The following is a 26,459-nucleotide window of genomic DNA, read 5'->3' as shown; positions in this document are numbered from 1 at the left end:
TTTTTTTCGAAAAATATCATAGATATTTACTAGAATTTTTTGACTTTTCATATAATTTTGGTACGATGGTATCGAGAGGACTGTTTTTAGCCTATATTAAAATGTAAGCGCATACAAGCATCCGTCTCACTGCTTGACCATTTTAGTTGAGGGAGGATATAACGCATGATTTATGACATTCCGAACAAGCAAGGGTCAAAAGTACAGTACAAGGAACGGTATGAAAACTACATTAATGGAAAATGGACGGCACCAGTCGGGGGAGAATATTTTGATAATGTGACACCTGTTACTGGTAAGGTGTTGTGCCAAGTCGCTCGTTCTACAAAGGAAGATATCGAACTCGCTCTTGACGCAGCACATGCGGCAAAAGAAGCATGGGGAAAAACATCTGTAACCGAACGTTCGAATATTTTAAATAAGATCGCCAATCGAATGGAAGAAAATCTCGAGATGCTCGCTTATGCGGAAACACTTGAGAACGGAAAAGCCGTTCGTGAGACACTTAACGCCGATTTACCGCTCGCGATCGACCACTTTCGTTATTTCGCTGGGGTCATTCGTGCCCAAGAAGGTTCGGTCGGCGAACTCGATCAAGATACGGTTGCGTATCACTTCCATGAGCCACTTGGCGTCGTCGGTCAAATCATTCCGTGGAACTTCCCGCTCCTGATGGCTGTCTGGAAATTAGCACCAGCTCTCGCAGCAGGAAACTGTGTTGTCTTAAAACCAGCAGAACAAACACCAGCGAGCATCATGGTACTCGTTGAGATCATCGAAGATTTACTTCCACCAGGTGTGCTCAACATCGTCAATGGATTCGGTCTTGAGGCAGGGAAACCGCTCGCCTCAAGCAAACGAATCGCCAAAATCGCCTTTACGGGTGAGACGACGACAGGACGTTTGATCATGCAGTATGCTTCGCAGAACTTGATCCCGGTCACACTCGAACTCGGTGGGAAATCACCGAACATTTTCTTTGAAGATATCATGCAGGCAGACGATGCATTCTTTGATAAAGCAATCGAAGGATTATTGATGTTTGCGTTGAACCAAGGGGAAGTCTGTACGTGTCCGTCGCGTGCCTTGATTCAAGAATCGATTTACGAACCGTTCATGGAACGTGTTTTAGAGCGCGTCAAAGCCATCAAAATCGGAAATCCTCTTGATGCCGACGTCATGATGGGTGCTCAAGCTTCGAACGAACAGATGGAGAAAATCCTTTCGTATCTTGAAATTGGTAAGTCGGAAGGCGCAGAGTGTCTCATCGGTGGAGAGCGCAACATGCTCGAAGGAGATCTCGCAGAAGGATATTACATTCAACCAACGATCTTTAAAGGACACAATAAGATGCGCATCTTCCAGGAAGAAATTTTCGGACCAGTTCTATCGGTCACGACATTCAAGACGGAAGAAGAAGCACTCGAAATTGCGAATGATACGTTATATGGTCTTGGTGCCGGCGTCTGGACACGTGACATGAACCGTGCTTATCGGTTTGGTCGTGCGATCGAAGCAGGGCGCGTCTGGACGAACTGTTATCACCAATATCCAGCTCACGCGGCGTTTGGTGGTTACAAAATGTCAGGGATCGGACGCGAGAACCATAAGATGATGCTCAACCATTACCAACGGACGAAAAACCTACTTGTTAGCTATAACCCGAATAAACTCGGTTTCTTCTAAGTCGGAAAGGACGTGGATGCAAATGGTGGAACGTGTTCAGGCGACAGCAGCTTGTCTTGAGTTGATCGACCAGTTGAGAGAAAAACACGGTCCGTTGATGTTTCATCAATCTGGTGGTTGTTGCGATGGCAGTTCCCCGATGTGTTTTGCGCAGGGCGATTTATTCCTGGGAGATCAGGATAAAAAACTAGGAGAGATCGGTGGTTGCCCGTTTTATATTCATGAAGATCAATATGAGTACTGGAAACATACCCAACTCATCATTGATGTCGTGGATGGTCGAGGCGGAATGTTCTCTCTTGAGGGTGTCGAAGGGAAACGTTTTTTGACACGCTCCCGTGCGTTCACGCAAGAGGAATACGCTGAACTATCAGCATCAAGTTAATGAAGGATATAAACGCGATTTTGTCTAGGCGACTTGTTCATTCAGGTCGCTTGTACAGAATCGTGTTTTTGTTCGTATTACAGCGTTCTAACAGGATAAAAGTTGGTAATGCGGCATAAGAACGGTATAATGAACTCATATTTTGACGAGAAGATTTTTTCATACTATGACATTTAGGGGGTCACCATGAAATATCCATTTTTAGGTTGGACAGGTCACACGATCGGAGTGACGGCGCCCTCCTCCGGATTACGTGAACAGCAAAAGGAATGGGTCGAACGAGCAGTTGAACAGGTACAAGCACGGCAAATGAACGTCCGTTTAGGTGAAACGATTTGGTCGCATCAACTTGCTGAGAGTGCACCGGTCAAACAACGCGCCGAAGAATTGAATCACATGATGGCGGATGAGACGATTGATGCTGTTATCCCGCCATTTGGTGGGGAACGCGCCATTGATCTTTTACCCGAGTTGACACCAACTGCTTACCAAACAAAATGGTTGCTTGGCTATTCCGATATCAGTACGTTATTGCTCAGTTTGACGCTTCAGACGGGAATTGCGACAGCACATGGTCCGAACTTCGTTGAGCTTCGGAGTAAAGAATGGGACGAGACGACAAGTGCCTGGCGACGGGTGCTCGCGACGCCATCTGGAAAAACCGTCACACAGTGGGCTTCCGATCGTTATCAAACCGCGTGGACAGACGAAGAACGTCCAGCAGGTTCGTTATTTCAGCTGACGGAAGCGACAGAATGGAAAGCACTTGATGAGCGAACAGAAGTGACCGGACGGTTACTTGGGGGTTGTCTGGAGACGATTCGCCATCTGATTGGGACACCGTACGGGGATGTGAAGCGCTTCCAACATGAAGAGATCAACGGAGAACCGATTCTCTGGTACTTCGAGGTGTCTGAAGCGAGTTCTGCCGAGGTGCATCGGACGCTTCGACAAATGGCGTATGCAGGATGGTTTGACCATGCGGCTGGCTTTTTATTTGGCCGTACGTCTGCAAGGATTACAGAAGATCTGACATGGCTAGACGTGTATCATTATCTAGCGGATGAAACGGGCTTACCAGTCTTATATGATCTTGACATCGGTCATCAGCCGCCACAGTTAACGTTAATCAATGGAGCGACAGGTACGGTTCGTATTCAAGGAAAAGATTCACGAATCGATCTTACGTTCAACTAAAAAGGAGAGCACGCAATGGCACGTCGTAAGTTTCAAGCATTAGGCGTTTATAAACGCGTCCATATTAACCCGGAAACACGTCGAATGACGTTACCGGAACCGTTTTACGATGCACTTCGTCTAGAAGATGAATTACTGATTGCACAAGTCGGAGATGTTCTCGTCATGCGACGTCCGGGGGAAGTCGTCGAGACAGAAACGGATTTATTGAGCGAACTCGTAGAAGATGGATTCACGGGTACAGAGCTTGTCCAAGAGTTTGCCTACCGGCGTCAGCAACAGGAACAACGATTACGTCAACAAGTCTTGCAGGATGAAGAGGATGACCATGCTGCTCAACTGAAGATCGAGCTATAACTTAAAGAAGGAGTGGGGCAGATGCGTCGCAGAACAAAAATTGGAATCGGAGTCATCGGATCCGGATTAGTAGCAGCGAGTTATTATTTTTATGAGATGGCAATCGCCACGAATCCGAAGCCGTTCTTATCGAATAATCGGGATTTGAGTGATGAGATGGTCCGATTGATGCAACCTGGACAGACATGGATCAAGGAGCAGCCGCTCGAGCGGATCGAGATTCAAGCAAAAGATGGCTTAACGTTACGCGGACATTTCCTCCCGTCTCCTGTTCCGTCAGACCGGATTGTCATTCTCGTGCATGGATACGGAGGCGTCGGAACGGATTTAGCCGGATTCGCCTATCTGTACCATCAGGCCGGTTTCCATGTCATGATGCCAGATAATCGAGGACACGGAATGAGTGACGGTCATTATATCGGATTCGGATGGCATGATCGGGAAGATTGTCTCAGTTGGTCGAACTATCTGATTGAACGGATTGGACAGGATGCTAAACTGTTCTTACATGGTGTGTCGATGGGAGGGGCGACCGTATTGATGACGAGTGGCGAACAACTTCCACCACAAATCAAAGGAATCATTTCTGATTGTGCCTATACGTCCGTCAATGCTGTTCTTGCGTATCAGATGAAGCGGATGTATCGACTACCACACTTCCCGTTTTTAGGGATGACGAGCGTATTGACGAAGCTAAAGGCAGGTTATACGTTCCGTGAAGCATCAGCTTTGAAACAGGTCAAAAAGGCACAGGTTCCGATTCTCTTCATTCATGGTGGGGCGGATACGTTCGTACCGACAGATATGGTGTATGAGCTGTACGAAGCCTGTCCAACGGAAAAGGAACTGGTCGTCATTCCAAATGCCGCACACGCGATGGCATATTTCGAGGATCCGGCATTGTATGATGACGTCGTTGAGAAGTTCGTCCGGAACATCTTGCGAAATGATTGACAACTCAGTTCGTTACCCGCTATATTAATATCATAAATCAACGTCGTCGTGGCGGAACTGGTAGACGCGCTAGACTCAGAATCTAGTGGTGGCAACACCGTGGAGGTTCAAGTCCTCTCGGCGGCATAAATGATTGAAGGAGGCAATCCCATCAAGGGGTTGCCTCCTTTTTTGATAATGAATAGAAAACGGTTGCATCGAATAAAAATTCAGAAATGTTTATCTTTTTAGAACTTTTCTGGTAAAATACGTTTTAAAGAGGGTACTCTTCAGGGAAAGTACTAAGTGGAGTCGACAATCTTTAACACATAGGAGAGGGGAAACAAACATGAAAAAAGGAAGTATTTTGCTAGCGCTCTTGATGAGCTGTATTCTCGTACTTGGTGCATGTAGTATCGGTTCGAAGGATGAAGGGTCTTCAGAAGGAAAGACGTATAAAGTTGGTATCGACGTCACGTATCCACCATTTGAGTACAAAGACGGGGACACGTACAAAGGAATCGACATCGATCTTATGAAAGCAATCGCTAAGGATCAAAACTTCAAGATTAAATTTGAAGCAATGGATTTCAGCGGTATCATTCCAGCACTTCAAGCAAATCAATTGGACGTTGCCATTGCCGGTATGAGTATTACACCAGAACGGAAAAAAGTCGTCACATTCTCAGACCCATATTTCAAAGCTGGTCTTATTTTAGTCGTCAAAAAAGATGAGAATGGTATTAAATCTGTTAACGATCTTAAAGGGAAAAAAGTAGCCGTCAAAAAGGGAACGACGGGTGCAAAATATGCAACGGACAACGCGGATAAACTTGGCTTCACTGTTACACAGTTCAATGACAGTCCAGCGATGTTCCAAGAAGTAAAGAACGGTAACGCAGCTGCCTTGATTGAAGATTATCCGGTCATCTCATATGCAAACAAACAACAAAACCTTGGATTGAAACTTGTCGGTGATCGTCTCAACGGTGATAACTACGGGATCGCTGTCTTAAAAGGTGAGAATAAGGATCTGCTGAAGAAAATCAACAAAGGACTTGCGAATCTGAAAGAAAACGGTGAATACGATAAAATCGTTGACACGTATCTGAAATAAGTCGCAAGGCGATAAGGGAGTGGGATAGCCAATGGAAGTGGTCAAAACCGCATTTCCATTTTTCTTGGAAGGGCTTCAAGTCACATTGTATATTTTCATCATTGCGGTCATCGTCGGCTTTCTGATTGGCTTAGTCGTCGCATTGATGCGTTTGTCACCGTTAAAGATTTTGAACGCAATCGCGATCATCTATATCGATGTCATTCGTGGTACACCGTTCATCGTTCAGCTTTTCTTCATCTACTTTGGACTCAACTCGCTTGAGTGGTTATCGATGGACCGGATGTATGCAGGGATACTGACGGTCGCGATCAATGCTGGTGCTTATTTCGCGGAAATTATTCGAGCAGGTATCCAGTCGATTGATAAGGGACAAACAGAAGCCGCACGTTCACTCGGGATGACAGGACGTCAAACGATGGTTCAAATCATTTTACCGCAAGCATTCCGACGGATGTTACCAACAATTACGAATCAATCGATCATCAGCTTAAAAGATACATCGTTGTTATCGATCATCGGCATCGCTGATTTGACGCAACAAGGTCAAGTTCAGCAATCGACGACGTTTGAGCCATTCATCGTTTGGTCTGTCGTCGGATTGATGTACTTCGTCATCATTTATCTCTTGTCATTAGTGGCGAAGTTCTTGGAACGGAGGTTTACATTACGATGAGTATCATTGAAGTGAAGAATCTAAAGAAATCATTCGGTTCGAACGAAGTCTTAAAAGACATTAACGTCTCGATAGCCGAAAAAGAAGTTGTGTGTGTCATCGGTCCGTCGGGATCTGGGAAAAGTACGTTTTTACGCTGTTTGAATCGACTGGAGGAGATTACGGGTGGAACGGTCATCATCGATGATTTCGACATCACAAATCCGAAGGTCGATATCAACAAAGTTCGGGAAGAGGTCGGAATGGTCTTTCAACATTTTAATCTCTTCCCGCATAAAACCGTGCTTGAGAACGTCACGCTCGCACCGATCAAAGTACGTAAATCGGATAAGGACCAGGCGAAAAAGCGAGCTTTGGAACTACTCGATAAAGTTGGGCTACGGGAAAAAGCGAATAATTATCCAGGCGAATTATCCGGGGGTCAAAAGCAACGGGTCGCAATTGCCCGAGCGCTCGCGATGAACCCGAAAATCATGTTGTTTGACGAGCCAACGTCAGCGCTTGACCCGGAAATGGTCGGGGACGTGCTTGCCGTCATGAAACAACTTGCTCTCGAAGGGATGACGATGGTCGTCGTGACCCATGAGATGGGATTTGCTCGTGAAGTCGGAGATCGCGTGTTGTTTATGGATGGTGGGTATGTCGTCGAAGAGAATGTGCCACAAGCGCTCTTTGATTCTCCACAGCATGAACGGACGCAATCGTTCCTCAGTAAAGTTTTATGATTAAACCGGCGTATCTAAATGCAGATACGCCGGTTTTTTGACGAATCATAAATAACTGGCTAAGCGCTCATAAGAAAAACTTATACATTTAAGCGTGAGAATTTGGGAATTCGAAATGCACACACAGGAAAAGAGTAGTAATATAGTAACGAAGGCACTTTCATGGAAGAATGACACGATCATTCCTTCTCATGACGTTCAGCGTTTTATTCATGCAATTCCTTTTGAAAGCGCTAACAGGTAGAGGGCTGGAAACACATCGAGTATCCACTGGATGTGTGGGGAGAAATATAGAAACGGGGGGAACCGTACATGGCAGGCCACGAGCAAGATCAACAAGCATTTTATGGACCAAACCTTGGCTACATCATTGAATTGTACGAGCGTTTTTTAGAAGACAAAACATCCGTCGATGAGGAGACACGTACTTATTTCGAAGAGCATGGTGCACCTGTGACGGAACCAGTAGTACCGATGCAAGTCGAGACGGGAGATTTCGAAAAATATCTTGCGGCGAATCGTTTAGCGGAACAAATTCGTGCAAAAGGACATCTTGCGGCGGATATCTATCCGCTGAAGGACCATCCGCGAGAAACAGGATTATTCGAACTAAATCAGTTTGGACTGACAGAGGCAGATCTTCGGAAAATGCCGGTTTCACTCGTCTGTCCTGAGCCGCCAGCGGGTGTTCAAGATGCATTTGAAGGCATCGAGCACTTGAAAGCGCAATACACGGAAGCAGCGGCTGTTGAGTTCCAGCATGTTGATGACTTAGAGGAAAAGAAATGGCTCCGTCAAAAAATCGAACAAGGTGCTTTGACGGCGACGCTTGATGCTGAGCAAAAGAAACAATTGTTCAAACGCTTGGCTGAAACGGACCTTTTCGAAAAATATCTGCACAAAACATATGTCGGTCAAAAACGATTCTCGATCGAAGGGCTCGATGCGATGGTGCCATTGCTCGATACGATCGTCGGACACCTCATTTCGAACGGCTCGGAGACGATCAATATCGGAATGGCGCACCGTGGACGATTAAATGTTTTAGCTCATGTACTCGGTAAACCATATGAAATGATCTTTGCTGAGTTCCAGCATGCACCAAATCATGATCTCGTACCGTCTGAAGGATCAATCGGTATCACATACGGTTGGACGGGCGACGTGAAGTATCACCTCGGACTAAACCGGAAACTCGAGCAAAAGACACGTGACATCCGGATGACGCTCGCGAACAATCCGTCGCACTTAGAGTTCGTCGACCCAGTCGTCGAGGGCTTCACGCGTGCGGCACAAGATGACCGGACCCAAAAAGGCGCACCACGTCAAGAGCAGGCAGCCGCTGCTGCGATCCTGATTCACGGGGATGCAGCGTTCCCAGGTCAAGGAATCGTTGCTGAAACCTTGAATTTAGCAAATCTCAAAGGATATAACACAGGCGGAACGATTCACATCATCGCGAACAATACGATCGGCTTCACGACGGAACCGACAGATTCGCGTTCGACGCGTTACTCGAGTGACCTGGCTAAAGGGTATGAGATTCCAGTTTTCCACGTCAACGCCGATGAACCTGAAAGCTGTCTCGCTGTTGCGCTACTCGCGAGCGAGTACCGTGCAACATTCAAGAAAGACGTCATGATCGATTTAATCGGATATCGTCGTTTTGGACACAACGAAATGGATGAACCGATGAATACAAACCCGGTCTTATACGATTTGATCCATAAGCATGATCCGATTCGTGTCTTGTACGGAAAGACGCTTGTCGCGAACGGGGATGCGACAGCTGAGGAAATTCAATCGATTGAGACGTCAATCAATGATCACATGAAGGCGGCTCGAGAAAAAGTCCCAAATGTAGAGAAAGAGTATGGTGGGGTCATGCCGGACGTCGTCTTTAAAGGCGTTCCGACGATCGAAACAGGAGTAGCGATCGAAACATTAACTGCATACAATGAAGAATTGTTGCAGTGGCCAGATGGCTTCCAAGTGTTCCATAAACTTGAGAAAGTCCTGAAGCGCCGGACAGATGCATTCTCGACGAAGAACGGGATTGACTGGGGACACGCCGAAACATTGGCATTCGCTTCAATTCTCTCGGATGGAACACCAATCCGATTAAGCGGGCAAGATTCTGAACGGGGAACGTTTGCACAACGGAATATCAATCTTCATGATGTGAAAACGGGAGAAGGATTCTCGCCACTTCATGCTTTATCAACGGCAACAGCTTCGTTCTCGGTCTATAACAGTCCACTCTCTGAGGCGGGTGTTCTTGGCTTTGAATACGGCTATAATGTCTTTGCACCAGAAACGCTTGTCTTATGGGAAGCGCAATACGGAGACTTCGCAAACTCAGGCCAAGTCATCTTTGACCAGTTTATTTCTGCGAGCCGAGCCAAATGGGGACAAACGTCAGGTCTCGTTATGTTGCTTCCGCACGGTTATGAAGGACAAGGACCAGAACACTCGAGTGGTCGTTTAGAGCGCTTCTTGACGTTATCGGGTGAGAAGAACTGGACAGTTGCGAACGTATCGAGTGCTGCGCAGTACTTCCATTTGTTGCGTCGACAAGCAGCAATCCTCGGAAAAGAGGAAGTTAGACCGCTCGTGGTCATGACACCAAAGAGTCTCTTGCGTCATCCGCTTGCGACATCTGACGTCTCTGAATTGACGGAGGGTAGTTTCCGTCGTGTCATTGAACAAGCGGGACTTGGAGAAGCACCAGATCGTGTCAAACGTCTTGTGTTCTGTTCTGGTAAGATGGCAATTGATTTAGCGGAAGCGGTCTCGAAATCAGAGGAGAATCTCGACTGGTTACAAATCGTCCGGGTTGAGGAACTGTATCCGTTCCCAGCGAAAGCCTTACAAGAAGTCATTGCGCGCTATGAATCCGTCGAAGAGATGGTCTGGGTGCAAGAAGAACCGAAAAACATGGGGGCGTGGTCCTTTATGGAACCACGGCTTGAAACAGTCGCACCGAACGGAATTCAAAATGTTCGTTACATTGGTCGTCGTCGCCGTTCAAGTACAGCAGAAGGTGACCCGGCAGGTCATAAAGTAGAGCAAGCACGTATCATCAATGATGCGCTCACAGTAACGGCTTCTACACCATCAGCACCATCACACGTATCGAATCACACATCATAACGTAAGATAGAAACGAGTCATAGGGGGAGAATACGATGGAAATCAAAGTACCAGAACTTGCCGAATCAATTACTGAAGGAACGGTGGCATCTTGGTTAAAACAACCAGGTGATCACGTGGAAAAAGGGGAAGCCATCGTTGAGCTCGAGACAGATAAGGTCAACATCGAAGTACCGTCAGATGAAGCGGGTACGTTAACGGAAGTAATGGCTGCTGAGGGAGATACAGTCCGCGTCGGGGAAACGATTGCTGTCATCTCTGCTGGTGGCGAAGCTTCAAAACCGGCTGCAACAGAAACAGCACAAGAAATTCCAAAAGAGACACCAAAAGCAGAAGAAAAAGCGGAACAACCAGTGGCTGCAGCAGCGACGGAAAGTACATCCGTTGCAGATCGTCCGATTGCTTCACCTGCTGCCCGTAAATTGGCTCGTGAAAAAGGAATTGATTTAGCACAAGTGGCGACGCAAGATCCACTTGGTCGGATCCGTGTCCAAGATGTCGCGACGTTTGAAGTAGCGCCACGTGAACAAGCAAAACCTGCTCCTACGAAGCCTGCTGCGCCGACACCAGCTCAAGCGGCTGCTCCTGGGAAACCAGAAGAGCGAATCAAGATGTCACGTCGCCGGAAGACGATTGCGAATCGCCTTGTTGAAGTTCAACAAACGGCAGCGATGTTGACGACATTCAATGAAATCGATATGTCTGCTGTCATGGCGCTCCGTAAACGCCGTCAAGAAAAATTCGTGAAGGAAAATGAAGTTAAACTCGGCTTCATGTCATTCTTTACGAAAGCAGCAGTCGCAGCACTCAAAAAGATGCCATACCTGAATGCTGAGATTCAAGGCGATGAAATCGTCCTGAAGAAATTCTATGATATCGGCATTGCCGTCTCAGCACCAGACGGTCTCGTTGTTCCAGTCGTTCGTGATGCGGACAAAAAGAACTTCGCTGAAATTGAAAAGGACATCATTCAATTAGCGGTCAAAGCGCGTGATAATAAACTTGGTCTATCTGACTTAACGGGTGGTACGTTCACAATCACGAATGGTGGTACGTTCGGTTCACTCATGTCGACGCCGATCTTAAACGGTCCACAAGTCGCGATTCTCGGCATGCACGCAATCAACCTGCGCCCTATTGCCATTGATGCAGAACGCATGGAAAATCGTCCGATGATGTATGTTGCTCTCTCTTACGATCACCGGATCGTGGATGGAAAAGAAGCTGTTACGTTCCTGAAACACATTAAAGATCTTCTTGAAGATCCAGAGTCATTGATTTTCGAAGCGTAATCATTAAAAGACCCGTTTTAGATGCGGGTCTTTTTTCTATGGAATGATATCGTTTTGTCATCAAATCAAGAAATGACGTTAACAGCTTCTCTATATCATCTTCATACAAACAATTTAAGATAAGTGTTGTAAGAATATTTTAAGGGGGAATAGATGATGCTGAAACAAATCGGATTGACGATGGTAGCGGGAGCCGTATTAAGTACAGGACTTCCGACAGAAGATGTCGGTGCACAATCAAAAGGCAAATCGTTACTCGATTCAAATCGAATCATTAACGTTGCTCATCGTGGAGCTTCAGGTTATGCGCCGGAGCATACGATGCCAGCTTACGAAATGGGACATAAGAAATTTAAAGCAGATTACATCGAAATTGATTTACAGATGACAAAAGACGGTCATTTAATTGCGATGCATGACGAAACCGTCGATCGGACGACGAACGGAACGGGTGCTGTCAAAGAGAAGACATTAGCTCAAATCAAGAAACTTGATGCGGGTAGTTGGTTTAATGAAGCAAATCCAACACTCGCTAAAAAATCATATGTAGGATTAAAAGTCCCGACACTCCAAGAAGTCGTGAATAAGTACGGGAAACATGCGAATTACTACATTGAGACGAAGTCCCCTGAAGTATACCCAGGAATGGAAAAGAAATTACTCGATTTATTGAAACGGAACGGATTGTCTAGTGATCGTGTGAAATCAGGACAAGTCTTGATTCAGTCGTTTAGTGCAGAAAGTCTTCAAAAAGTCAGATCCATCGATTCAAAAGTCCCGTTGATTCAATTGATGGAAGCAAAGGAGGTGTCTTCCTTAACCAGTACGAAATTAAAGGAAATCCGTAAATATGCAGTTGGAGTCGGTCCTTCATATAAAGCATTGACACGTGAAAATGTTAAAGCAATTCGTCAACAGGGCTTGCTGTTGCATCCGTATACAGTAAATGAAAAAGTCGAAATGGTTCGCTTGCTTGACTATGGTGTTACAGGTGTCTTCACGAACTACGCGGATCGCTTTAATGCAGTCATTAAAGAATCGTCCAAAAAAATTTCAAAATAATTCAAAGAGTGATTCCTCGTTTCGAATGCGAAATAAGGAATTGCTCTTTTTTTGATGAAATCTCGTATTTTAAATCCAATATTTCCTTCCTTACGTAATCTGTGTAGAGCATGATGACAAATTCGAATTATGAGATGAATAGTGAGACAAAACTATGTAGTCGTTAGAGTGTTTCATGTTACGATAACAGTGCAGTTTTGGGAAGGAATGGAGTGAGGATTGTGAGAATTACACAGTATACGGATTATGGTTTACGCGTGTTGATGTATCTCGGTGTGCACCGGGATGTTATCACACCAATGCCGCAGATTGCCCAGCATTATGGCATCTCATCCAACCATTTAATGAAAGTGACACAACAGTTAGCGAAACTTGGATATGTCGAATCAACGAGAGGTCGCTCAGGGGGACTCCGTTTGATTCGTGATCCAAAGGACATTAACATCGGAAAAGTCGTTCGTGAAATGGAACCAATGGATATCGTCGAATGCTTCGGAAGCAACGGTCATTGTGTCATCGAACCTGGGTGTCGATTAAAAGGTGTGCTTGGGCGAGCATTGCGAGCCTTTATCCGAGAACTGGAACAGCATACACTAGAAGAGTTGCTTGATAATCGTGATGAGTTGGCGCTCTTATTTGCTGCTTCACCCTTACAGCGTTCCTAATCAAAAACCCTCGTTTCCGTAAGCGGAAGCGAGGGTTTTGTCATGTCGATATACTCACATGTCATCTTGGCGTTTCTTCGGTTCCACATGTTCTTTATTCTTAGACAGGTCGTCACGGACAGACGATTTCCATAATGGCACGTCGCTATAGTAAGCAGCACGCGCAATTAAATGTCCACCAATCGGTGCCGTGATGAGTACGAATAGGATACCAAGCACGACACGAGAGGAGAAAAATCCATCTTCAGTGACGAAATAAATAATGACGCCGATCAAAATCGACATGACGCCTAATGTCGCACTTTTAGATGCGGCATGCGCACGCGTATAGACATCGGGTAAGCGGATCAAACCGAGCGCGGTAACGAGACTAAATCCCATACCGAGCAAGGCGAAGACCGCGACGACCCATTCATTGATTGCGATCACGTTCGATGATCTCTCCTTTCTCGATATATTTTGAAAAGGCAACCGTACCGATGAAGGCAAGGATACCAATCAAAAGAATGACTTCGAGGTAGTCGCTCGTCCGTAAGATGATTGAAACAAGACCAACGATTGAAATCAAGCTGATACCAATCGAATCTAAGGCGATAACACGATCCGCAACACTTGGACCTTTAATGACACGGTAGAATAGACCGAGCATCGAGAGGAAGACACCCCCGAGTGCGATATAGATTAAAATATCGAACATCACCGACTCACCTCCAGAATGGCTTTCTCAAAACTATCGCGAATCGATGCGACGGCTTCGTCGACTTCTGGCATATGAAGCGCATGAATATAGAGTATCTTATTATCGTCCGAGATATCGACGACAAGTGTTCCAGGTGTCAAGGTAATCAGCATCGATAACAATGTGACTTGCCACGGTTGATCGAGTTCCGTCTCATAGGCAAAGATACCAGGCTGAATATCTAACTTCGGCTTTAAAATGATTTTTAGGACATCGATGTTCGCTACGACAAGTTCATAGAGAAAGCGGAAAAACAACAAGACGAGTGCGACGACAGGTCCGAGATAAAAACGACCCTTAAAGCCGCGACGGAAAGCGAACATCGCAATCAGACCTAATGCATAGCCGATGGCGAAACCGGAGGCCGAGAAATTATTCGCAAGAAACATCCACAAGAAAGCAAGAAATAAGTTGAGCAAGACTTGAAATGCCATGAATTAACGACCTCCTTTGAGTACGGCATCGATATAGAGCGTTGGATTCGTCAGAGGTTCAACGGCTTGTTGAATCAGTGGACGCATCGCCTCAGCGCCTACGCCATAGAGGATGCTAAGCGCAACTAAGGCAATCGCAGGTGCAAGCAGTCGAGAAACGAGCGCTTGCTTCTCACCTGAGTACGGTTTGGGTATCCCCCAAAAAGCACGCATGAACAGTTGGACGACCGAATACAAGACGAGCAGACTGGATAGTAGAACGATGATCGGTCCGACCAATTCACCAGCTTCAATGCCGCCACGAACAATCAAGAACTTCCCGATGAACCCACTAAGCGGTGGAATGCCGGCAAGCGATAACGCTGCAATGAAGAATGTCCAACCCAGCACCGGAAAGGCTTTGATCATGCCACCCATATCCTTTAGTTTAGTTGATCCGGCAATTCCGACCATGATGCCGACGAGCAGGAACAATGCAGCCTTGATCACCATATCGTGAAGCAGGTAGAAAATCGCACCTTCTAGTGCTTGCGGTGTCATAAGGGAAACCCCATACAAGATGACCCCGACTGCGACGATGATGTTGTAAATGATGATCTGTTTCGCATCCCGTGTCGCTAATGCGCCAATCACACCGATGATGATCGTGCTGAGGGCAAGGACACTTAAGATTTGATGAATCGTTCCGATCTCGTTTGAGAAGAACAAGCTATACGTCCGTAAAATTCCGTATACCCCGACCTTCGTCAACAAGGCACCGAACAAGGCAAGAACAGGTGTCGGTGGTACTTGATAAGAACCAGGTAACCAGAAGTAGAGTGGGAAAATCGCGCCTTTTAATCCGAAAACGATCAGGAACAACAAGGCGATGACGTTTAGAATCGCTGGTTGTCCAATCTCTGTGATCTTCTGACTGATGTCCGCCATGCTGAGTGAACCGATGATCCCGTACAAGAAGGCAACCGTCATGACGAATAATGCGGACGAGATGACGTTAATCAAAAGATACTTGAGCGATTCTCGTAACTGTGCCGGTTTCCCGCCGAGAACGATCAAGACATAAGACGAAATCAGGAAAACTTCGAAGAAGACGAACATGTTAAAGATATCACCTGTCGTAAAGGCACCATTGACACCAACGAGCAGGAATTGAACGGCAATGAAATAGTAGTACCGTTGATAGGAAACGCTCAAGTAGACGATGGCATACCAGATGATACAAAGAACAAGAATGCTCGTCGTCGTGACGAGTAAAGCGGATAGCATATCAGAGACAAGCGTAATCCCGAAAGGTGCTGGCCAGCTACCGAGTGTGACGGTTAAAATGCCATTCGAACGGACGGTCATCACTAGATAGATGGAAGCACAGACAGTTAAAATCGTCGAAAAGAGGGAAACGATTCGTTGTCCTTTGAGGTGTCGCGGGAAAAACATCAAGATGACACCCGTCAACAACGGGATGATGATTGGTAATAACGGTAAGTTAATCATTCGAATCGGTTCCTTTCATTTCTTCGATATTATCGGTTCCGAGTTCTTGATAGGCACGATAAGCGAGTACCAAGAAGAAGGCAGTGACACCAAAGCTGATGACGATGGCGGTCAAGACGAGTGCTTGCGGTAGTGGATCCGTATAGGAAGTCACGCCGTCCTTTAAAACCGGAGCCGCGCCTCGTTTTAGTCCACCCATTGTCATGACAAGCAGATGGGCAGCGTGGCTGAGCAACCCTGTTCCGATGATAATGCGAAGAATGCTTTTCGAGAGAATGAGATAAATGGCACACATCGTCAGGATGCCTGCAGCGATCGCCATGATGATTTCCATATTAATCACTCTCCCCAATCGTTTGAATAATCGTCATCGTCACACCGACGACGACAAGATAAACACCAAGATCAAACAACATCGCCGTATGAAGTGATGTCTTACCGAATAACGGTAAGTTGAAATAGTCATGTGCATGTGTGAAGAACGGGACGTTAAAGACAAGCGCTCCTGAAGCCGTCAGTACGGCAATCAACATGCCAAGAGCCGTGATCCATTTGTAGTCGAATGGCAAAATCCGGCGTAACGTCTTGATGTCGTAAGCAAGTAAGATCAAGACAAGAGCAGACGCCGTCACAAGACCACCAATGAAACCGCCACCTGGCGTATAGTGTCCAGCAAAGAACAAGTAGACAGCAAACAGGAAGATGATGAACGTGATAAAGGAAGTCGCGGACTCTAAGATGACGTCATTCGTATGCTTTTTTGTCTGCTTTTTCATTTATCGATCCCTCCTGTTCGTCTGAATTTAATCATCGTGTAAATACCGATTCCAGCCAGTGCGAGAACGGCAATCTCAAACAACGTATCGAAGCCACGGAAGTCGACGAGAATGACGTTGACCATATTACCGCCAGCGGCAAGATCAGCGACGTTATCGATGTAATACTTGGCGATTGAAGTAAACGATCGTTGGCTAAGAGAAGCAAGGGCGACGAGTGTCACTGTCAATCCGACGAGTGCCGAAATCAAGGCATTGCCGAGCTTGAACGGGATGCGTTCTTCTTTCCGGCTGATTTCCGGTAAACGATAGAAAACGAGCAGGAACAGAGCGACCGATACTGTCTCGATGACGAGTTGCGTTAAAGCAAGGTCTGGCGCTCGGAATAAGACGAAGAACAGAGCGACCGTATAACCTGTCACACCGAGTAAGATGATCGATGTCAGCCGCGATCGTGCAAAAGTGATCGAGAGAGCACTTGAGACAAGAACGAGAGCGAGAATGATCTCATAAGCATGAATCGAGCTAATCGGATCTACCGCGAAGCGGAAAGCGTCGAACCCGTATAGTGCTGTCAAAATCAAGATGACGACGAATCCGAAGATATAAACGAGATACGACCGCATGTATCCGGTCATGACCGTATCATGGATCTTTGTCGAGGTCTGTTCACCACGGCGTAACAAAGCGTCATATTGATGATTCAAGGAGATGGCACGAGGCATCCGGTTATAGAGCGATTGCCAGCGCGGCAGTGTCTTATACAAGATGAACCCGACTGTAAAGATGAGTAACGTCAGGAAAAATTCTGGTTTGAATCCATGCCACATCGTAATGTGAACGTCAATCTTGCCACCGGCATCAACGACTTGCGGTAAGATTGCTTCGACTGCCGGTCGAATCAACGTATCCGATAATATATTCGGGAAGAGTCCGATGATGACGACGAGCGAGACGAGGACGAGAGGTGGAATCAACATTCCAATCGGTGCCTCGTGTGGTGCTTTCGGTAACTTGTCGTCTTGACGCTTACCGAAGAACGTTCTGCGGACGATCAAGATGCTATAGACGAATGTAAAGATACTTCCGACGACGGCGAGTACAGGAATGATCCAACCGTAAGACGATAAGTGGAACAAGTCAGATCCTGAAACTTCAAGTACACCTGTCAAGAACATCTCTTTACTTAAGAAACCATTGAATGGAGGAATCCCCGCCATCGAAAGGGTCCCGATCATCGCAATCGTCATCGAAATCGGCATGAGTTGCGCAAGACCACCGAGCCTCCGAATGTCGCGAGTACCAGTCTCGTGATCGACGATTCCCGCCATCATGAAGAGACTGCCTTTAAACGTCGCGTGGTTGATCAGGTGGAAGATCGCAGCGACTGTCGCAATCGTATATAATCCGTCATCTAACGCGTCGACGTGCAAGGCAGCTGCTCCGAGTCCAAGTAATGACATGATCAATCCAAGCTGAGAAATCGTCGAGTAAGCAAGGATTCCCTTTAAATCATGTTGTTTCACCGCATTGAGTGAACCCCAGAATAAGGTGAATATTCCGACAGATGAGACGAGATAGAACCAGAGCGACTCATCCGCAAAAATCGGACTGAAACGAGCGACAAGATACAACCCTGCCTTGACCATCGTTGCCGAGTGCAAGTAGGCGCTGACAGGGGTCGGTGCTTCCATCGCATCTGGTAACCAGATGTGGAACGGAAATTGAGCCGATTTCGTGAAGGCGGCTAGCAAGAATAAAACAAGGGCGACCGTAAAGAAGGGTTCACCTTGAATCGACTCAAGCGACGCATAGGTCTCACGAATACTTAACGATCCACTGAGTGTAGAGAGAATCGCGATTCCCCCAAGCATCGCTAATCCACCAAAGACGGTGATCAGCATCGATTTTTGAGCGCCGTAACGAGAACGTTCCCGCTCGTACCAGTAGGCGATCAATAAGAACGACGAAATCGACGTTAATTCCCAGAACAGATAGAGGACGATCATGTTATCTGACAGTACGACCCCAAGCATGGCGGTCATGAACATCAACAGATAGACATAAAATGTTCCGAGTGATTCTTTTTTCGCATCTAAATAAAAAATCGAATAAAGAACGACGAGTGAGCCGATTCCTGTGATCAATAGTGCGAACAATAAGCCGAGTCCGTCAAGATACGTGACGAAATCGATACCGAGCGATGGTATCCACGGCATACGTGCCGTAAAGGTCTCACCTGACATCGTACCAGGGAGAAAGCGGCTGAAATACGAAACGAGCAGTACAGGTACGACAAGTACAAACCAACCGGTATGAATGTTCGGAAGGCGTTTCGCTAGAAGCGGAATGAAAAGACTGATCAATATGGGCAGTAGAATAGCCCCGTGCATCACGGACACGAAATTCCCTCCTTTGTGACATCGACGACCAAAAATGAAAAAGGGACGCGAACGCAAGCTGTTGAAGCTCGGAACTGTCCAGTAGAAAACACGATTCATTTTGTTCGTCGAAGATGTTTCTGAATCAAGTATAGCGTACTTTTTTCCTTCTTGCATGACGTGAAGCATTGAAGCATAAGGGATAGAGCCATTTTCTCTCTTGATTATTAAATATGTAGGAACACGGCAGAAATAGGTTGAAATTTTTTTTTGTTTTTTTCAAAAACACGTTGATCCATGCGAAGAATGATTCAAAATCAAGTAACCCGGGTACATCTATCTAGAGCACAACTAATGATCATAGAGGGGGAATTTTCATGAGAGCAACATTCAAGACAGGTGTCATTTTAGGTGGTTTAGCGGCGATTGCGACAATCGCCTATCAACAATACCAACAACGAAAAACGACGTCTAACGATATTGATCATCGACCAAGCGTCGACGCGAAACGCGATCCGGCTGAAGTCGGACTGACACAGCTTGATTCCATTCATCGGGCAGATTGGCAAGCGAATGGATTCCCACAAACGCACGCAGAACTCGAACGCTTAGAACGAGAAGAAAACTAAAAAACACGTCTCTCGCATGAGAGGCGTGTTTTTTGATCATCAAGCACTCGTTGTGACAAGGGCACGTGTCCGTTCACTGTGTGCGGTATAAGAAGAGAGATGTTCGAACTGATAAAGCGTTAAGGTTGCTGTACGACGCTGTCCAGTGCTAGATTCGAGCATCAAATAAGCCTCATTAAAATCAGTGCCACCACCGTCATAGCGGATATGTGCCGTAATCGTTCGTCCATCCGTCGTCTGCATATAAATATCGTAACCTCCGAAATCAACACGTTTGAAACGGGTCGCCTCGCTTACGATGTGCTTAAATGTTTCAATTAAAGAATATGTCATCGTTCGTTCCTCCCTTTATTTCTTCAAAACAAGATAAGTTATAATTAACTCCGAATATTACTGTTCCCATAAAATTGAAGAAATAAACATCACAAATGAATCTTTTTTTATTCTTGTTATGAAACGCGTTTCATACTTTATGATGATGATAGACGGTGCGTGACCGATTACGGGCGTTAACCGATATAGAAACTGTATAATCAAAAAGACAAGGGGATGGTTACGACCATCCCCTTGTCTTTTTGATTATAACTCTACGTTATGGTAGACCTGTTGTACATCCTCAAGATCTTCAAGTGCATCGATCATTTTCTCGAATTGTGCAACGTCGTCCTCAGATAACACGACTTCGTTTTGAGCGAGCATGACGAGTTCGGCAAGCGAGAATTCGGTGATTCCTGCAGCTTTCAACGCTTCTTGCACAGCATGGAATTGTTCTGGCTCGGCGTAGATGATGACAGAATCGTCTTCTTCGAGGATGTCGCGAACATCGATATCCGCTTCCATCATCAATTCGAGCACGTCATCCGCAGATTTTCCTTCAAACGCAAAGATAGCAGTCGCATCGAACATGTAAGCAACGGATCCACTAACGCCCATGTTTCCGCCATTTTTCCCAAATGCAGCACGCACGTCAGAAGCCGTCCGGTTGACGTTGTTCGTCAATGTTTCGACGATGACCATTGAACCGCTTGGACCAAATCCTTCATAACGAAGTACATCATAGTTTTCTTCCGCTCCACCTTTTGCTTTTTCAATCGCTCGATCAACGATGGCACGGGGAACGTTATATGTCTTCGCTCGTTCGAGTACGACCTTTAACGCTTGGTTAGATTCTGGATCTGGTTCGCCTTGTTTTGCCGCTACATAAATCTCACGACCGAACTTTGCGTAGATCCGACTCGTATTTTTGTCTTTTGATGCTTTTTTTTCCTTGATATTGTTCCATTTACGACCCATTTCGTATCCACTCTCTTTCCGTAATATCAGAAATCCCTGATTTCCTATGCGTTATCAGTATACCTTAAACTACCTGACAGACTGAACTAAAATGTCGGTGGAACAGTTGAATTTCTACTAAATACGTTTAAGCGATGCGGAAGAAAGGAACTTTACCGATAGAGAAATATCAATTTAAGGGAGAGTGGCAGAATTTGAACCAGGCTGGGGTAGTTCATCGCGCATTATCACCGTTCGTTTATGCTTACGATCAAGAGACGGTCCATATCCGACTCATGACGGCTAAAGGCGATATTGAAAAAGTTGAATTGATATATGGTGATCCGTATGAATGGGAAGCGGAAAAAGAAGAAGACCGAGATTGGAATTTTGATCCGGAGAAAGAAAAATCATGGAAAGTAGAGCGGACGCTGATGCAACACAATGGAAGTGATGCGACGTATGACTATTGGTTCATTGCAATCCGTCCAGAACGGAAGCGGGTACGGTATGGGTTTGAGGTTCATGGCGATACGACAGCCGTATTAACCGAGCGTGGCTGGTTTGATGAAGCGCCACTCGATCATCCAGGCTATTATTTTTCAGTGCCATATGTTCATGCGACGGATGTCTTTGATACACCGGATTGGGTGAAGGATACGGTCTGGTATCAAATTTTCCCGGAACGATTTGCGAATGGTGACCGGGCGAATGATCCAGCGGGAACGAAGGAGTGGGGAAGTGAAGCACCGGCTTTTCAGAATTTCTTCGGTGGAGATTTTCAAGGTGTCATTGATCACGTCGATCATTTACAACGTCTCGGCGTCACCGGTGTCTACTTCTGTCCAGTCTTTGAGGCACCATCCAATCATAAATACGATACGCTTGATTACTTGAAGCTTGATCCTGCGTTCGGTGACGAGAAAACGTTCCGCAAGATGATCGATGTGCTACATGAGAACGGTATCCGCGTATTACTCGATGCCGTCTTTAATCATATTAGTGAAGAGCACCCAGCATTTCAAGATGTCTTAGAAAAGGGACAAGACTCAAAATACGCCAACTGGTTTACGATTGATTCCTTCCCGGTCGATCCATCGATTCCAAACTATGAAGTGTTTGCATTTGAACGAAACATGCCGAAGTTGAATACTGCCCATCCGGACGTCAAAGACTATTTGCTTCACGTCGGACGTTACTGGGTCGAGGAATTCGGAATTGACGGCTGGCGTCTGGATGTCGCTAGTGAAGTCGATCATGCGTTTTGGCGTGAGTTTCGAAAGGAAGTCCGGGCTGCGAACGGAACATGTTATATCGTCGGTGAATGCTGGACGGATTCACAACCATGGCTCCTCGGCGATCAATTTGATGCCGTCATGAATTATGGTTTGACCGAGAGTTTTTTGACTTGTTTTGCGACGGGCGAGACGAGCGTTCGTGATTTCTCACATGCAGTCAGCCGGAATTTGAACTGGCATTCTCAAAATGTCAACGAGGTCATGTTCAATTTGATTGACTCGCATGATACGCCGCGTGCTCTAACGCGTGCGAAAGGGAATATCGAGCGGATGAAATTGCTCTTCACTACACTGTTGACGTTTCCAGGTTCACCCGTCATCTATTATGGTGATGAGATTGGAATGAAGGGTGGGCAAGATCCGGCCAACCGTGCGTGTATGGAATGGGACGAGACGAAGCAGAACCTTGAGTTGTTCGATCACGTTGCGCAGTTGATCGCCCTTCGAAAACAGCATCCGGTTTTAGCAAATGCCGGAACGTATCATTTCCAAAGGATCGATGATACAAGACAAACATATATTGTCGAACGACGTCAGGGCGAACAGGTTTACTTGCTCGTCGTCAACGTCAGTGAAGAGGTACAATCTCTTTCGCTTGAAGGAACGTATGAAAGTCTGTTAGACGCAACGACGTTATCGGGAACTATTCAAGTAGAAGCTGTGTCAGCTCTTCTTTTGCGACACGTATAAGAAAAAGCAAGTCGTGGATATCGCATCCGCGACTTGCTTTTTTAGTGTGCATTACGAATCAAACGGATGGATCAGTAAACCGCTCCGAAGTTTCGGTTCGAACCAAGTCGATTTCGGTGGCATCACTTCTCCGGCATCAGCCACCGCCATTAAATCTTCGATCGAAGTCGGATGCAAGTGGAAGGCGACAGCGGCATGTCCAGAGTCCACGATTTGCTCAAGGCCGGCATACCCCTTATGACCACCGACGAACTGGATCCGTGCGTCCGTCCGTGGATCTTCGATACCGAGTAACGGTGTCAACAGCTCTTCTTGCAAAATCGAGACGTCGAGATTCGCTTTCGTACCTGTTCGTTCAGAATTGTACGAAAGGGTATACCATTGCCGGTTGAGATACATCTCGATTTGGTGAGGCTTCGTTTGTTCGGCACGTCCTTTTGTGATCGTAAAGCGATGGGCTAATCGCTCGAGGAAATCAACGACGGATTGACCGTACAAATCTTCAACGACGCGATGGTAACCGAGAATCCGTAATTGATCCTGCGGGAAGGAGACGCCAAGAAAACGTTGGGCTTCTTCCTGGTCGGTCCGACTGGCAGCGATGGCTGCTGCTGCAGCACGATGATGACCATCAGCGATATAGAGAGCATCGTGACGGGCGAACTGGCTCCCGGTCGTCAATAGATGATTGCGATCGGTGATTTTATAAATTCGATGCGTCACTCCATCGACGGTGAAATCATATAGGGGATCGCCAGCAGTAATCGTCGTGACGATTGCTTCGAGTTGTGCATCGGTTTGATGCGCAAGTAAAATCGGACCCGTATGTGCTTGTAACTGTTCGACGTGTCGGACACGGTCGCGCTCTTTATCAGGACGTGTGAACTCATGTTTACGAATTTGATTCGTCTCATAATCACTGACGGCAACACATCCGACGAAACCGGATTGCGTATGTGTTCCATCTGACAATTGATAAATGTAATACGTCTCGTCTGCATCGAGCTGTAAGATGCCGTTTGTTTGACTCTCTTCGAAGGCAAGCGCTGCTTGCTGATAAACGCGTGGGTCATCTTCAGCGATTAATGACGGAAGAGTAGCTTCTGCTTTATCAATCCGTAAAAAAGACAGCGGATGACGTCGGATCTCGGAACGTGCTTCTTCGCGCGAATAAACATCATACGGTAAGGCGGCAAATTCTGCCGCATATTTTGAGTCCGGTCGTAACGCCGCAAAAGGTTCGAAAGTTGGCATGGGGTTCACTCCTTTAGAGTAGGCGTGTTTTCAAGACGCCAGGAATCTGATTCAGTCGGTCGAGCGAAATCATCTCGTCCGCATGGTTATCGATATCGATGATCGTATAGGCAATCGCATCTTTACTACCATTGATCATATTCGCGATATTGATCGACTCTTGCGCTAACACGGAGGCGATTTGACCGACCATGTTCGGAATGTTGTGGTGAGCAATCGTAATTCGTCGTTTTCCAGTGAACGGTAACTCGACGGCTGGGAAATTGACCGCATTGCGGATGTTTCCTGTCTCAAGGAACAGACGCAGTTGATCGACCGCCATGATGGCACAGTTTTCCTCCGCTTCACTTGTTGATGCCCCGATATGTGGTAAAGCAATGACCCGGGGGAGGGACAAGATGAAGGCGTTCGGGAAATCCGTCACATAATTCGCCAGGCGACCGGACCTGAGCACTTCGGCTAGCGCTTGTTCATCGACGAGTTCACCACGCGAGAAGTTGAGTAGGGTCGCGCCGTGTTTCATTTTTGAAAAGAGTGACGCATCGAGTAAACCCGTCGTCGCATCAACGAGCGGGAGATGCAACGTGATGTAGTCGCTTGTCGCGAGGAGATCCTCGAGCTGTGTTGCCCGCTGAATCTGATTCGAGACGCGCCAAGCGGACTCAACGGACATATGTGGATCATAGCCTGTGACGGTCATGCCGAGCTCGTGAAGGGTGTTGGCTAAGTTTGCCCCGATCGCCCCAAGTCCGACGATCCCGATTCGTTTCCCGAGTAACTCCGTTCCGACGAATTGTTTTTTGTTCGCTTCGATCCGCTCTGGAATATCCGGTCCGCGTAAGTTATTCGTCCAAAGCAGACTCGGTACGAGTTTTCGCGCCGTCAGGAACAAACTACCGATGACAAGTTCCTTGACGGCATTCGCATTGGCACCTGGTGTCGAAAAGACGGGAATCCCGCGGTTCGCGAGTTGATCGAGTGGAATCGTATTGACACCGACGCCAGCTCGGGCGACGGCTTTGAGACTATCTGGAAAGCGCATGTCATGTAAATCCTTGCTGCGGACGAGAAAGGCGTCTGGTTGCTCCGTTTCCCGCTGGACGTGATAGTCGTCTGTAAATCGTTTTAATCCTTTGTCTGATAGATCATTCCATAGTTGGACTTGATACATTTAACGTTCCCCCTGTTCAAAACGGTGCATGATATGAAGCAGTGCCGTAACCCCTTCGGTCGGCATCGTATTGTAAAGACTCGCGCGCATTCCACCAATCGAGCGGTGACCGGCAAGATTGATCAAATCGTGACGCGCAGCGAAGTTCAAGAAAGCAGCGTCTTCCGATTCGCTTCCAGTCGAGAATGGAATGTTCATCCGGCTTCGATCCTTGACGGCTACATGGTTATGAAATAGATCGGATTGATCAATTGCTTCATATAACATGCGCGCTTGTGAGACGTTTCGTGCCGCGATCGTCTCGAGTCCCGTCTCTTCAATCCAATCGAGCACTAATTTCGTCATATAAAGACTAAACGTCGGTGGCGTGTTATAAAGAGATCGCTGTTTTGCATGGATGTCATACCGTAAGTAGGCACCGATCGTGTCAGGAACACGATCAAGCAACTCGTTCTTCACGATGACGACCGTTAAGCCAGCGACACCAAGGTTTTTTTGAGCACCGGCGTACAACACATCGAATGACTCGATTGGCAATGGTTCAGACAAAATCGATGACGAGACATCAGCGACGAGTGGCACATCGACATGAGGCGGTGTCTGATACGTCGTCCCTTCGAGAGTATTGTTCCAAGTGATGTGCAAATAGTCGGCTGTTGACGTGAACGGACCTTCTGGAATGAAGCGATAACCGTGATCAGCGGAAGAGGCGAGCACGTTGACCGTGGCGTACAGTTTGGCATCTGCAATCGCCTTCGTCGACCAGCCGCCGGTATCGATGAAATCAATCCGTCCGGTCTTCGTCGCCAGATTTTGCGGTAACATCGCGAACTGAAGTGTAGCTCCTCCTTGAAGAAACAATACGGAGTACGAATCGGGAATCGACATCAGTCTCCGTAAGGATTGTTCAGCTGCCTCCCGAATCGATTCGAAGATTGGCGAACGATGACTCATTTCAAGAACGGATTGTCCTGAATTTTCATAATCGAGTAGCTCGGATTGAGCCTTCAATAGGACCGGGGCAGGAAGGACTGCTGGACCGGCAGAGAAGTTATAAACCGTCATGAGGAACACTC

General features: G+C 46.7%; 26 protein-coding genes and 1 tRNA gene. 15 read left to right on the top strand and 12 right to left on the bottom strand.

From position 1 onward, the window contains the following. The first annotated feature begins 165 nt into the window (after positions 1-165). The 13 genes from adh (at position 166) to ACN9MT_RS09090 (ending at position 13,248) form a co-directional block, all read left to right on the top strand. The gene (gene adh / locus ACN9MT_RS09150; RefSeq protein WP_056062075.1) at positions 166-1,686 is read left to right on the top strand and encodes an aldehyde dehydrogenase; all 1,521 of its coding nucleotides are present in this window, start codon (positions 166-168) and stop codon (positions 1,684-1,686) included. Positions 1,687-1,708: 22 nt separating this feature from the next. After that, positions 1,709-2,071 (top strand): DUF779 domain-containing protein, encoded by a 363-nt coding sequence (locus ACN9MT_RS09145; RefSeq protein ID WP_023468555.1) that lies wholly within the window; start codon positions 1,709-1,711, stop codon positions 2,069-2,071. Between the two features lie 186 nt (positions 2,072-2,257). Continuing rightward, on the top strand, positions 2,258-3,268 hold the full coding sequence (locus ACN9MT_RS09140) for a S66 family peptidase (protein WP_426272107.1): 1,011 nt from the start codon (positions 2,258-2,260) through the stop codon (positions 3,266-3,268). Between the two features lie 15 nt (positions 3,269-3,283). Further along, on the top strand, positions 3,284-3,625 hold the full coding sequence (locus ACN9MT_RS09135; protein ID WP_023468553.1) for a hypothetical protein: 342 nt from the start codon (positions 3,284-3,286) through the stop codon (positions 3,623-3,625). A 21-nt stretch (positions 3,626-3,646) separates the two neighbouring features. Beyond that, positions 3,647-4,579: an alpha/beta hydrolase gene (locus tag ACN9MT_RS09130; RefSeq protein ID WP_426272106.1), complete on the top strand. Its 933-nt coding sequence runs from the start codon at positions 3,647-3,649 to the stop codon at positions 4,577-4,579. A gap of 42 nt (positions 4,580-4,621) precedes the next feature. Then, a tRNA-Leu gene (locus ACN9MT_RS09125) sits at positions 4,622-4,705 on the top strand. A 202-nt stretch (positions 4,706-4,907) separates the two neighbouring features. Continuing rightward, positions 4,908-5,675, top strand: coding sequence for a transporter substrate-binding domain-containing protein (locus tag ACN9MT_RS09120; RefSeq protein WP_035407400.1), 768 nt, complete (start codon positions 4,908-4,910; stop codon positions 5,673-5,675). Between the two features lie 31 nt (positions 5,676-5,706). Beyond that, on the top strand, positions 5,707-6,351 hold the full coding sequence (locus ACN9MT_RS09115; RefSeq protein WP_035407403.1) for an amino acid ABC transporter permease: 645 nt from the start codon (positions 5,707-5,709) through the stop codon (positions 6,349-6,351). Beyond that, positions 6,348-7,076 (top strand): amino acid ABC transporter ATP-binding protein, encoded by a 729-nt coding sequence (locus ACN9MT_RS09110; protein WP_035407405.1) that lies wholly within the window; start codon positions 6,348-6,350, stop codon positions 7,074-7,076. Before ACN9MT_RS09115 ends, ACN9MT_RS09110 begins: the two co-directional genes overlap by 4 nt. Positions 7,077-7,388: 312 nt before the next feature. Continuing rightward, the gene (locus tag ACN9MT_RS09105; protein ID WP_426272105.1) at positions 7,389-10,229 is read left to right on the top strand and encodes a 2-oxoglutarate dehydrogenase E1 component; all 2,841 of its coding nucleotides are present in this window, start codon (positions 7,389-7,391) and stop codon (positions 10,227-10,229) included. Positions 10,230-10,264: 35 nt separating this feature from the next. Further along, on the top strand, positions 10,265-11,521 hold the full coding sequence (gene odhB, locus ACN9MT_RS09100) for a 2-oxoglutarate dehydrogenase complex dihydrolipoyllysine-residue succinyltransferase (protein WP_426272104.1): 1,257 nt from the start codon (positions 10,265-10,267) through the stop codon (positions 11,519-11,521). Between the two features lie 156 nt (positions 11,522-11,677). Beyond that, positions 11,678-12,583, top strand: a complete 906-nt coding sequence (locus ACN9MT_RS09095) for a glycerophosphodiester phosphodiesterase (RefSeq protein WP_375091863.1) — start codon at positions 11,678-11,680, stop codon at positions 12,581-12,583. Positions 12,584-12,804: 221 nt separating this feature from the next. Continuing rightward, positions 12,805-13,248, top strand: coding sequence for an Rrf2 family transcriptional regulator (locus ACN9MT_RS09090; RefSeq protein ID WP_035407421.1), 444 nt, complete (start codon positions 12,805-12,807; stop codon positions 13,246-13,248). Positions 13,249-13,302: 54 nt separating this feature from the next. On the opposite strand, the gene mnhG is transcribed toward ACN9MT_RS09090, so the two are convergent. From mnhG to ACN9MT_RS09055, 7 genes are read right to left on the bottom strand one after another with little or no spacing between them, the layout of a single operon-like run. After that, positions 13,303-13,677: a monovalent cation/H(+) antiporter subunit G gene (gene mnhG / locus ACN9MT_RS09085; RefSeq protein ID WP_290751007.1), complete on the bottom strand. Its 375-nt coding sequence runs from the start codon at positions 13,675-13,677 to the stop codon at positions 13,303-13,305. Next, positions 13,661-13,897, bottom strand: a complete 237-nt coding sequence (locus ACN9MT_RS09080) for a Na(+)/H(+) antiporter subunit F1 (protein WP_369792030.1) — start codon at positions 13,895-13,897, stop codon at positions 13,661-13,663. The genes mnhG and ACN9MT_RS09080 overlap by 17 nt, the downstream gene beginning before the upstream one ends. A gap of 47 nt (positions 13,898-13,944) precedes the next feature. Continuing rightward, positions 13,945-14,421, bottom strand: a complete 477-nt coding sequence (locus ACN9MT_RS09075) for a Na+/H+ antiporter subunit E (RefSeq protein WP_290751004.1) — start codon at positions 14,419-14,421, stop codon at positions 13,945-13,947. Positions 14,422-14,424: 3 nt separating this feature from the next. After that, on the bottom strand, positions 14,425-15,912 hold the full coding sequence (locus ACN9MT_RS09070; RefSeq protein WP_426272103.1) for a Na+/H+ antiporter subunit D: 1,488 nt from the start codon (positions 15,910-15,912) through the stop codon (positions 14,425-14,427). After that, the gene (locus ACN9MT_RS09065) at positions 15,905-16,246 is read right to left on the bottom strand and encodes a Na(+)/H(+) antiporter subunit C (protein ID WP_023468540.1); all 342 of its coding nucleotides are present in this window, start codon (positions 16,244-16,246) and stop codon (positions 15,905-15,907) included. Before ACN9MT_RS09065 ends, ACN9MT_RS09070 begins: the two co-directional genes overlap by 8 nt. A gap of 1 nt (position 16,247) precedes the next feature. Continuing rightward, positions 16,248-16,688 (bottom strand): Na(+)/H(+) antiporter subunit B, encoded by a 441-nt coding sequence (locus ACN9MT_RS09060; RefSeq protein ID WP_023468539.1) that lies wholly within the window; start codon positions 16,686-16,688, stop codon positions 16,248-16,250. After that, a complete protein-coding gene (locus tag ACN9MT_RS09055) occupies positions 16,685-19,090 on the bottom strand; it encodes a Na+/H+ antiporter subunit A (protein WP_426272102.1) in 2,406 nt (801 codons plus the stop codon). The genes ACN9MT_RS09060 and ACN9MT_RS09055 overlap by 4 nt, the downstream gene beginning before the upstream one ends. 356 nt (positions 19,091-19,446) lie before the next feature. Between ACN9MT_RS09055 and ACN9MT_RS09050 the strand changes: the two genes are divergently transcribed. After that, on the top strand, positions 19,447-19,698 hold the full coding sequence (locus tag ACN9MT_RS09050; protein ID WP_056062056.1) for a hypothetical protein: 252 nt from the start codon (positions 19,447-19,449) through the stop codon (positions 19,696-19,698). Positions 19,699-19,737: 39 nt separating this feature from the next. Here ACN9MT_RS09050 and ACN9MT_RS09045 read toward each other — a convergent pair whose 3' ends face one another. Further along, the gene (locus ACN9MT_RS09045) at positions 19,738-20,031 is read right to left on the bottom strand and encodes a hypothetical protein (protein WP_035407444.1); all 294 of its coding nucleotides are present in this window, start codon (positions 20,029-20,031) and stop codon (positions 19,738-19,740) included. Between the two features lie 246 nt (positions 20,032-20,277). Beyond that, positions 20,278-20,991 carry a YebC/PmpR family DNA-binding transcriptional regulator gene (locus tag ACN9MT_RS09040; RefSeq protein ID WP_308101692.1) on the bottom strand — a complete coding sequence of 238 codons (714 nt, stop codon included), beginning with the start codon at positions 20,989-20,991 and terminating at the stop codon, positions 20,278-20,280. 194 nt (positions 20,992-21,185) lie between these two features. On the opposite strand from ACN9MT_RS09040, the gene ACN9MT_RS09035 reads away from it, so the two are divergent. Beyond that, positions 21,186-22,958 (top strand): glycoside hydrolase family 13 protein, encoded by a 1,773-nt coding sequence (locus tag ACN9MT_RS09035; protein ID WP_426272101.1) that lies wholly within the window; start codon positions 21,186-21,188, stop codon positions 22,956-22,958. A 51-nt stretch (positions 22,959-23,009) separates the two neighbouring features. Here ACN9MT_RS09035 and ACN9MT_RS09030 read toward each other — a convergent pair whose 3' ends face one another. From ACN9MT_RS09030 to serC, 3 genes are read right to left on the bottom strand one after another with little or no spacing between them, the layout of a single operon-like run. Continuing rightward, positions 23,010-24,212 carry a DUF1015 domain-containing protein gene (locus ACN9MT_RS09030; RefSeq protein ID WP_426272100.1) on the bottom strand — a complete coding sequence of 401 codons (1,203 nt, stop codon included), beginning with the start codon at positions 24,210-24,212 and terminating at the stop codon, positions 23,010-23,012. A gap of 13 nt (positions 24,213-24,225) precedes the next feature. Next, positions 24,226-25,383 (bottom strand): phosphoglycerate dehydrogenase, encoded by a 1,158-nt coding sequence (locus ACN9MT_RS09025; protein ID WP_133207446.1) that lies wholly within the window; start codon positions 25,381-25,383, stop codon positions 24,226-24,228. Next, on the bottom strand, positions 25,384-26,448 hold the full coding sequence (serC, locus tag ACN9MT_RS09020; RefSeq protein WP_426272099.1) for a 3-phosphoserine/phosphohydroxythreonine transaminase: 1,065 nt from the start codon (positions 26,446-26,448) through the stop codon (positions 25,384-25,386). Between the last annotated feature and the right edge of the window lie 11 nt (positions 26,449-26,459).

Source organism: Exiguobacterium sp. R-17 (assembly GCF_049913315.1).
In the GTDB taxonomy this organism is placed as follows: domain Bacteria; phylum Bacillota; class Bacilli; order Exiguobacteriales; family Exiguobacteriaceae; genus Exiguobacterium_A.
This window is presented reverse-complemented; position numbering and strand designations above follow the sequence as displayed.

Excerpts from the sequence above, each read along its gene's own strand:
- adh (WP_056062075.1), top strand. The coding sequence starts at position 166 with ATGATTTATGACATTCCGAACAAGCAAGGGTCAAAAGTACAGTACAAG.
- ACN9MT_RS09145 (WP_023468555.1), top strand. The coding sequence starts at position 1,709 with ATGGTGGAACGTGTTCAGGCGACAGCAGCTTGTCTTGAGTTGATCGAC.
- ACN9MT_RS09140 (WP_426272107.1), top strand. The coding sequence starts at position 2,258 with ATGAAATATCCATTTTTAGGTTGGACAGGTCACACGATCGGAGTGACG.
- ACN9MT_RS09135 (WP_023468553.1), top strand. The coding sequence starts at position 3,284 with ATGGCACGTCGTAAGTTTCAAGCATTAGGCGTTTATAAACGCGTCCAT.
- ACN9MT_RS09130 (WP_426272106.1), top strand. The coding sequence starts at position 3,647 with ATGCGTCGCAGAACAAAAATTGGAATCGGAGTCATCGGATCCGGATTA.
- ACN9MT_RS09120 (WP_035407400.1), top strand. The coding sequence starts at position 4,908 with ATGAAAAAAGGAAGTATTTTGCTAGCGCTCTTGATGAGCTGTATTCTC.
- ACN9MT_RS09115 (WP_035407403.1), top strand. The coding sequence starts at position 5,707 with ATGGAAGTGGTCAAAACCGCATTTCCATTTTTCTTGGAAGGGCTTCAA.
- ACN9MT_RS09110 (WP_035407405.1), top strand. The coding sequence starts at position 6,348 with ATGAGTATCATTGAAGTGAAGAATCTAAAGAAATCATTCGGTTCGAAC.
- ACN9MT_RS09105 (WP_426272105.1), top strand. The coding sequence starts at position 7,389 with ATGGCAGGCCACGAGCAAGATCAACAAGCATTTTATGGACCAAACCTT.
- odhB (WP_426272104.1), top strand. The coding sequence starts at position 10,265 with ATGGAAATCAAAGTACCAGAACTTGCCGAATCAATTACTGAAGGAACG.
- ACN9MT_RS09095 (WP_375091863.1), top strand. The coding sequence starts at position 11,678 with ATGCTGAAACAAATCGGATTGACGATGGTAGCGGGAGCCGTATTAAGT.
- ACN9MT_RS09080 (WP_369792030.1), bottom strand. The coding sequence starts at position 13,897 with ATGCTCGGTCTATTCTACCGTGTCATTAAAGGTCCAAGTGTTGCGGAT.
- ACN9MT_RS09075 (WP_290751004.1), bottom strand. The coding sequence starts at position 14,421 with ATGGCATTTCAAGTCTTGCTCAACTTATTTCTTGCTTTCTTGTGGATG.
- ACN9MT_RS09070 (WP_426272103.1), bottom strand. The coding sequence starts at position 15,912 with ATGATTAACTTACCGTTATTACCAATCATCATCCCGTTGTTGACGGGT.
- ACN9MT_RS09065 (WP_023468540.1), bottom strand. The coding sequence starts at position 16,246 with ATGGAAATCATCATGGCGATCGCTGCAGGCATCCTGACGATGTGTGCC.
- ACN9MT_RS09060 (WP_023468539.1), bottom strand. The coding sequence starts at position 16,688 with ATGAAAAAGCAGACAAAAAAGCATACGAATGACGTCATCTTAGAGTCC.
- ACN9MT_RS09050 (WP_056062056.1), top strand. The coding sequence starts at position 19,447 with ATGAGAGCAACATTCAAGACAGGTGTCATTTTAGGTGGTTTAGCGGCG.
- ACN9MT_RS09045 (WP_035407444.1), bottom strand. The coding sequence starts at position 20,031 with ATGACATATTCTTTAATTGAAACATTTAAGCACATCGTAAGCGAGGCG.
- ACN9MT_RS09040 (WP_308101692.1), bottom strand. The coding sequence starts at position 20,991 with ATGGGTCGTAAATGGAACAATATCAAGGAAAAAAAAGCATCAAAAGAC.
- ACN9MT_RS09030 (WP_426272100.1), bottom strand. The coding sequence starts at position 24,212 with ATGCCAACTTTCGAACCTTTTGCGGCGTTACGACCGGACTCAAAATAT.
- ACN9MT_RS09025 (WP_133207446.1), bottom strand. The coding sequence starts at position 25,383 with ATGTATCAAGTCCAACTATGGAATGATCTATCAGACAAAGGATTAAAA.
- serC (WP_426272099.1), bottom strand. The coding sequence starts at position 26,448 with ATGACGGTTTATAACTTCTCTGCCGGTCCAGCAGTCCTTCCTGCCCCG.